This window comes from Neobacillus drentensis (assembly GCF_036965245.1).
In the GTDB taxonomy this organism is placed as follows: domain Bacteria; phylum Bacillota; class Bacilli; order Bacillales; family Cytobacillaceae; genus Neobacillus; species Neobacillus drentensis_G.
On the sequence record NZ_JBALPG010000100.1, the window covers coordinates 32,136 to 38,268 of the forward strand.

General features: G+C 38.9%; 7 protein-coding genes. 1 reads left to right on the forward strand and 6 read right to left on the reverse strand.

Annotation, left to right across the window (positions count from 1 at the left end; translation table 11 throughout):
* Positions 1 to 200, reverse strand: a 200-nt coding sequence (locus V7150_RS19015; protein ID WP_335521452.1) for a competence protein ComK, incomplete at its 3' end; no start/stop codon positions are given.
* A 197-nt stretch (positions 201 to 397) separates the two neighbouring features.
* Between V7150_RS19015 and V7150_RS19020 the strand changes: the two genes are divergently transcribed.
* The gene (locus V7150_RS19020) at positions 398 to 634 is read left to right on the forward strand and encodes an IDEAL domain-containing protein (RefSeq protein ID WP_335521454.1); all 237 of its coding nucleotides are present in this window, start codon (positions 398 to 400) and stop codon (positions 632 to 634) included.
* A 236-nt stretch (positions 635 to 870) separates the two neighbouring features.
* Here V7150_RS19020 and V7150_RS19025 read toward each other — a convergent pair whose 3' ends face one another.
* The 5 genes from V7150_RS19025 to V7150_RS19045 form a co-directional block, all read right to left on the reverse strand.
* Positions 871 to 2,142, reverse strand: a complete 1,272-nt coding sequence (locus V7150_RS19025) for a M48 family metallopeptidase (RefSeq protein ID WP_335521455.1) — start codon at positions 2,140 to 2,142, stop codon at positions 871 to 873.
* Positions 2,143 to 2,334: 192 nt separating this feature from the next.
* Entirely contained in the window at positions 2,335 to 2,643 is a 309-nt protein-coding gene (locus V7150_RS19030) for an AzlD domain-containing protein (RefSeq protein WP_335521457.1), read from the reverse strand.
* Positions 2,633 to 3,364: an AzlC family ABC transporter permease gene (locus tag V7150_RS19035; protein WP_335521459.1), complete on the reverse strand. Its 732-nt coding sequence runs from the start codon at positions 3,362 to 3,364 to the stop codon at positions 2,633 to 2,635. Before V7150_RS19035 ends, V7150_RS19030 begins: the two co-directional genes overlap by 11 nt.
* A gap of 202 nt (positions 3,365 to 3,566) precedes the next feature.
* The gene (locus tag V7150_RS19040; protein WP_335521461.1) at positions 3,567 to 4,343 is read right to left on the reverse strand and encodes an enoyl-CoA hydratase-related protein; all 777 of its coding nucleotides are present in this window, start codon (positions 4,341 to 4,343) and stop codon (positions 3,567 to 3,569) included.
* An 89-nt stretch (positions 4,344 to 4,432) separates the two neighbouring features.
* Positions 4,433 to 5,995 (reverse strand): fatty acid--CoA ligase family protein, encoded by a 1,563-nt coding sequence (locus V7150_RS19045; RefSeq protein ID WP_335521464.1) that lies wholly within the window; start codon positions 5,993 to 5,995, stop codon positions 4,433 to 4,435.
* Positions 5,996 to 6,133 lie beyond the last annotated feature (138 nt).

Here is a 6,133-nt window from a genome sequence, read left to right on the forward strand (position 1 = left end):
CTTGTCCCCTTCCTTCTGCTTTCATAATCTACACCAAAATAATCACAACTGTTTTTAATATTTTGTAATGGTTTAAAAGGTGATAAAAATTCTTCTTCTACTTCAACAATATGGGAATAGATTTTATTGGCATATTCCACTGGTTCAATATACATCGTACAAGAATTCACCAAATATTCTCCAATTTTTATACCTTTCAATACATTCAACTCCTTTTCATTATAGCCGATCCACCATATCTTACCACTTTTATCTTTTTATTCCTTTGGTTTTGGAAAATGTTACTAAATTATTCACAATTTTCATGTCAAGAAAAATACTATCAGAAAACTTTAAAAATTACTGATATTATTTAAAAATTTCCATATAATTAAAAAAAGCATCAGAGGTGATTTTCATGAATGAAAAATCATACACGGAATTAATGAAACTTGGTGCCATGAAACGGAATCGAATGAAAGAAAACTTCATCCAGGACCTTTACATCGAAATGCTCTTGTCAGAAATTCAGCTAACGGTTGAAAAGGAAAAATTACAACGGAAAATTGACTTAGCCATTGACCGCCGGGACAAAAAATCATTTCTCCTTTTATCTAGTGAGCTCAAGGAAATCAACAAACGTTTTGGATTGTAAAGGAACGTTTTAAACCGCCACAACTAGGCGGTTTTTGTTTTTTATAGAAAAGTGGAAGCGTAGTTTAGCGGCGTATGGACAATAAAGAAAACTCGCCGATTGGCGAGCCCCTAAGGGCGAAGACAGAGGCGTAGTTGCACTTATGCGTTAGGAAAGTATAAATTTGAAAAATTTATACTTTCCTGGCTATTAGCTAAAAAAACTGAAGACGAGTTTAATGTCTTCAGTTTTTTATCCTATTTATCTCGATGCTTAATCTCATATTCTTCGAGCATGGAAATGCGATCAAGCATAGAAGGATGGGTATAACGGAAAATTTTTACCAAAAACGGCGGGTTTACCTGACTTAATCCAGAACGGGTTAATTCTTGAAAAGAGGTAATCGCAGCCTCAGGATTTTTTGTCATCTCAATCGCATATTTGTCAGCCCGTGTTTCCTGATAGCGTGAAACTAAGTTCGTCAAAGGGCTTGCAGTAAATAAGAGCATCGATAGAATCATAAAAAATAACGGTAGAGAGCGAATATCTCTAACATCTGTTATTCTTAGTTCCCTCCCAAAGCGTCCCACTGCCCAATTCATCAGCCTATAGGTCAAATACAGCCCGAGTAACGATAAAAGTAAATAGCCAGCAATTCCGAAATAAATATGTTTTTCAACATAATGGCACATTTCATGGGCCATTATAAAAAGAATTTGTTTATCATTTAGCCTGTTTAACGTCGTATCCCAAAGGACAATCCTAGCATTCGAGCCAATCCCCGCAACATATGCATTTAAGGAATTGGTTTTATCCGCCATATTCACCTCAAAGACATGCTTTGCTGGAATATCAGCCTTATCAGCCAAGGCTAGAATCTTTGATTCCAATTCCTTGTTTTTTAATGGATAAAAATCATTGTATAAGGGGTCGATGACAACCGGCTGAAGAAACATCATGAATATCGTAAAGGGAATCGATAACAGCCATCCATAAAGCCACCAACGCTTTTGGCTTTTCTTCATCAGCCAGTATAAGACCGGGACAATAATCAACCATGTCCCGTAATTAATCCAAAAATCAATCAACTCATCCTTCATCCAAGAAGGAAAGGTTTGTGTTGAAATATGATAGGTTTTGGCTAAAGAATAACTAATATACTTTAAAGGAAAAGTTGCTAAAAAGGTAAAAAAGGATAACCAAATTAAATAGATTGCCATTTGCAGCAGTTTAAACTTTGAAGAACTTTCAGCCCAGCGTTTAAATGCTTTTGAAAAACCGAATAACAAAATAAGAAAATAAAAAAGCCATTCAAACGGTGTTGATAAAAAAAACAATAGGTTTCTGACTTTTGAATACTCCTCGCTCAAGCTTAGCTCTCTTCCGTTAAGAAAGGTAGATGGGTCTGCCTTTGATCCTTCATATTCAAATGGTAATGTTACATCGGCAAAGTAAAATAAATACCAATAAAAAAACAGTCCATATAAACAAAAGGCCAAAACCGCATAGACCCCCATTTTTCTTACCATGATTTTGTCCCCCTTTGTGTACAGCCTCTCCTATACATAGTTTAGTTAAATATGGCGGTTTTTAGAACTAAGTAAAGAAAACTCGCCGATTGGCGAGCCCCTAAGGGCGAAGACAGAGGCGTAGTTGCACTTATGCCTGATTGGAAAGTTATACTTTCCTATCGGCCAAAAAAAGCCAGCACAGTGACTGACTTATAGTAGAAAAGAGTATAGCGCGAGAATAGCAATAGAGCCAAGGACTACCAAGATTACATTGGCTCCTAAATAGGCTGCTATAAAGGCGGCGGCAGCCCCCAATACCCCGTACCAAATATCATCTTGTTGAATAAAGATAATAGCTGGAAATATTAATGCGCCAAGGGTGGCATATGGGACATTTTTTAACACCCCTTGAATAAATGGCGGCAGCTCCTTCCCTTTAAACAGAACAAAAGGGAGCATTCGCGGAATATAAGTAACAAGCCCCATTCCGATAATCATCCAAATTATTTCACTCTTCATGTCTGCCGCCTCCATGTCTCGTTTTCATCACTTCTGCTACTTCGATGATAATGGCCGATAATAGCGTAGCCGTGACAATTGCCCAGCCCTGAGCCATGATGTGGCCGATAGTAAAAATTGAATTAAAAATCGCTCCAAGTACGGCCAAGAAAACTACTTTTGCACTTTTTTTCATTGAAGGAACCAGGAGTCCAATAAACATAGCATATAGGGCAACACCCATACTCTCCTGTAAGGTTTGCGGCAGACTGGCCCCAATAAGATGGCCTATACCTGAACATACCACCCAGCTTGAATATGCTATTGAAATGAGGCCGAGCATAAATCCAGTTGTTACTCTTCCTTCCCTTGTAGCTGCAACAGAAAACGTTTCATCGGTAATTCCAAAAGAATAAATAATTTTGTTAAAAAGATGATCTTCTTCACACTTTTCATTTAATGTTGTACACATCAAAAAATGTCTAATATTTACGATAAAGGTTGTTAAAATAATTTCAAATATACCGGTCCCATAAGCAATAAGGCTTAATGAGATATATTGTGATGCACCGGCAAACACAATGAGACTCATTAAAACCGTTTCATAAATAGACAGCCCGGAGGTTTTTGCAAGGAGACCAAATGTCAGAGCAATCGGAAAATAACCAATCCCGATGCTGATCCCCGCTTGGACACCCTTTTTAAATTCAGACGATTCTCTTCCTATTGCTAAATCCGCCATCTCGATTCCCCCTCGTTACAATCACTCATATAAACATAGATTTTAGCAAATTTTCTGTAAATAAAAAAGTAGAAGCGCCCTCAAATAACCTCTATGAGTACTTTTCTCTCACTTTTTTCCTAGGTTCTGGCTCCAATAACTCCGATTGGTCCAAAAAAAATCAGTGGGGGATGGAAAAAACCCTCACTGATGATGTTTCACATTATTTCCCTTTAAAAATAGGTTTTCTTTTTTCGGCGAAGGCTTGTAATGCTTCAATTCGATCCTCAGTTGGAAGTGTTACCTCGTAGGCTTTTCGTTCAATCTGCAGCCCTGTGCTTAAATCGGTATTCATCCCATTTTTTATGGCAAACTTTGCTTGCTGTAAAGCAATTGGACCATTTGCAAGCAGCAGCGAACAAAAGCCTAAGCACTCATGCAATAAATCATTACGAGGAACAACCCTTGTCAAAAGTCCATAGTCGTAGGCCTCGTCTGCCGTCAGACGGCGTGCGGTTAGGATTAACTCCAATGCCTTCGCCTGACCAATAAGTCTTGGAAGCCGCTGCGTCCCGCCAGCACCTGGAATAATCGCAAGACCCGTTTCTGTTAATCCCATTACTGCTTCCTTTGCTGCAAACCGAAAATCACAAGCCAAGGCAAGCTCCATACCGCCGCCGAAAGCAAAGCCGTTTATGGCAGCGATGGTTGGTTGGGGAAGATTATCAATTGCGTTAAAAACCTCATTTATTTTAAACAAATTTCGTTTCACTTGCTCATCGGTTAGGTTTCTTCGTTCTTTTAGATCGGCACCAACGCTAAAGGCCTTCTCGCCTGCACCAATAAAAATAACAGCCCTGACCATTGAATCAATCCGGATTTCCTCAACCTTCCTTTGCAATTCCAGCAATGTCTCGTAATTAAAGGCATTGAGTGCTTCCGCACGATTAATGGTAACAATCGCTATATGATTGTTCACCTCAAGTAATATTTGCTCCATTTTCTCCACCCCTTTAGTTTAGAAATTCGAAAAAGGCAGGTAAAATGCCTGCCTTTCATTAGAAAAATTTTGCTAAAACATAAAAAATCTTACTTTCCAACAGCTTGCGTGACCTGTGTTTTAAGGGCACGTCTCAATATTTTTCCTGTTGTGTTCTTTGGCAGTTCTTCTAAAAACTCAATCGTTGTTGGCACCTTATATTTAGCAAGATGTTCTTTACAATATTCAAGTATTTGCTCCTTGCTAAGTTCAGGGTTTTTGCTGACAACATAGGCATTTACAGCCTCACCCTGGTTAGGCTCTGGAACACCAACCACTGCCACTTCAACAACATCTGGATGATTGTAGATCACTTCCTCCACTTCACGAGGATATACATTGTAACCGCCTATAATAATTAAATCCTTTTTCCGGTCAACAATATAAAAGTACCCTTCTTCATCCATTCGCGCCATGTCACCAGTATGAAGCCAGCCGTTTCGAATCGTTGCTGCTGTTTCTTCCGGCATTTTATAATAGCCCTTCATCACATTTGGGCCACGGACAATTAGTTCACCAACGCTCCCAACAGGTACATCTTCACCAAGTTCGTCAACTACTTTGTTCTCCACCCTCATAATCGATGTTCCAATGGAGCCAGGCTTACGCGGACGATCAAGCGGGTTAAAGCATGTGACAGGTGATGCCTCTGATAAGCCATACCCTTCCGAAACCACCACGTTAAATTTCTGTTCGAAATTCTTTAAGAGAGCAACTGGAAGTGATGCGCCGCCGGAAATACATAAACGTAATGATTTCAGGTCATCAGGATGTCCATCTGGAAATTGATAGAGGAAATTATACATTGTCGGGACACCCGCAAAAACAGTTGGCTCATATCCCTTTATTAACGCAAAAATTTCCTTCGGACTAAATTTTGGTACAATCAACAAGGTTGCACCACTTAATAACGGTGCATTTAAGGCAACTGTCAAACAGAAAACATGGAACATTGGAAGGACTGTTACCACTCTGTCATCGTTATTCATTTTTAAATAATCGGCAACATCTTTGGCATTGCTATACAAATTCCTATGGGTTAACATTGCACCCTTTGGTTTTCCAGTTGTTCCGGAAGTATAGAGAATGATTGCGACATCATCATCCTTAAGCTCGGGACCTTGGAAAATTAATTCACCTAAAGCAACTACCTCTGAAAACGATTTCATTTTTGGATAAACTGAAAGGTTTTCAATCTTAGATTGTACCAGGCTATCAGGCTTCGTTTCACAAAAGACGTATTGCTCAATTTTTGGTAGTAAAACATGGACTTTTTCCACTAATGGTAATGCTAAATCGAGTGCAACAACCGCTTTAACATCCCCATTATTTAAGATATAGCCAATTTCATCAGCCGTGTAAATTGGATTAATGGGAATGACGGTTACCCCTAGCCGTAATGCCCCATATAAGCTGATAATAAAATGTGGTGAGTTGCCGAGCAATAAGGCAATATGATCACCTTGCTTGATTCCTAATTTCTCTAACCCCGAAGCAAACTTTGTAATGGCCCCATCCAATTCTGCGTAAGTACTTGCCTGACCCATAAAATAATACGCTGGCTTTTCGGCAGAACTCTTCGCTGTTTCATGAAGCTGTGCAGATAGATTCATTGTTTCCCTCCCCCTGTGAATGAATACTCATTCACTAATTCGTAAAAATTTTCTAAATATATTATATTGCTAGAAAGTTAAGTATTCAAGTATTATACACAAAAAACGCGGTGATTTTTATCACCGCGTCAGTTATTA

Excerpts from the sequence above, each read along its gene's own strand:
- V7150_RS19040 (WP_335521461.1), bottom strand. The coding sequence starts at position 4,343 with ATGGAGCAAATATTACTTGAGGTGAACAATCATATAGCGATTGTTACC.
- V7150_RS19045 (WP_335521464.1), bottom strand. The coding sequence starts at position 5,995 with ATGAATCTATCTGCACAGCTTCATGAAACAGCGAAGAGTTCTGCCGAA.
- V7150_RS19030 (WP_335521457.1), bottom strand. The coding sequence starts at position 2,643 with ATGAAGAGTGAAATAATTTGGATGATTATCGGAATGGGGCTTGTTACT.
- V7150_RS19035 (WP_335521459.1), bottom strand. The coding sequence starts at position 3,364 with ATGGCGGATTTAGCAATAGGAAGAGAATCGTCTGAATTTAAAAAGGGT.
- V7150_RS19020 (WP_335521454.1), top strand. The coding sequence starts at position 398 with ATGAATGAAAAATCATACACGGAATTAATGAAACTTGGTGCCATGAAA.
- V7150_RS19025 (WP_335521455.1), bottom strand. The coding sequence starts at position 2,142 with ATGGTAAGAAAAATGGGGGTCTATGCGGTTTTGGCCTTTTGTTTATAT.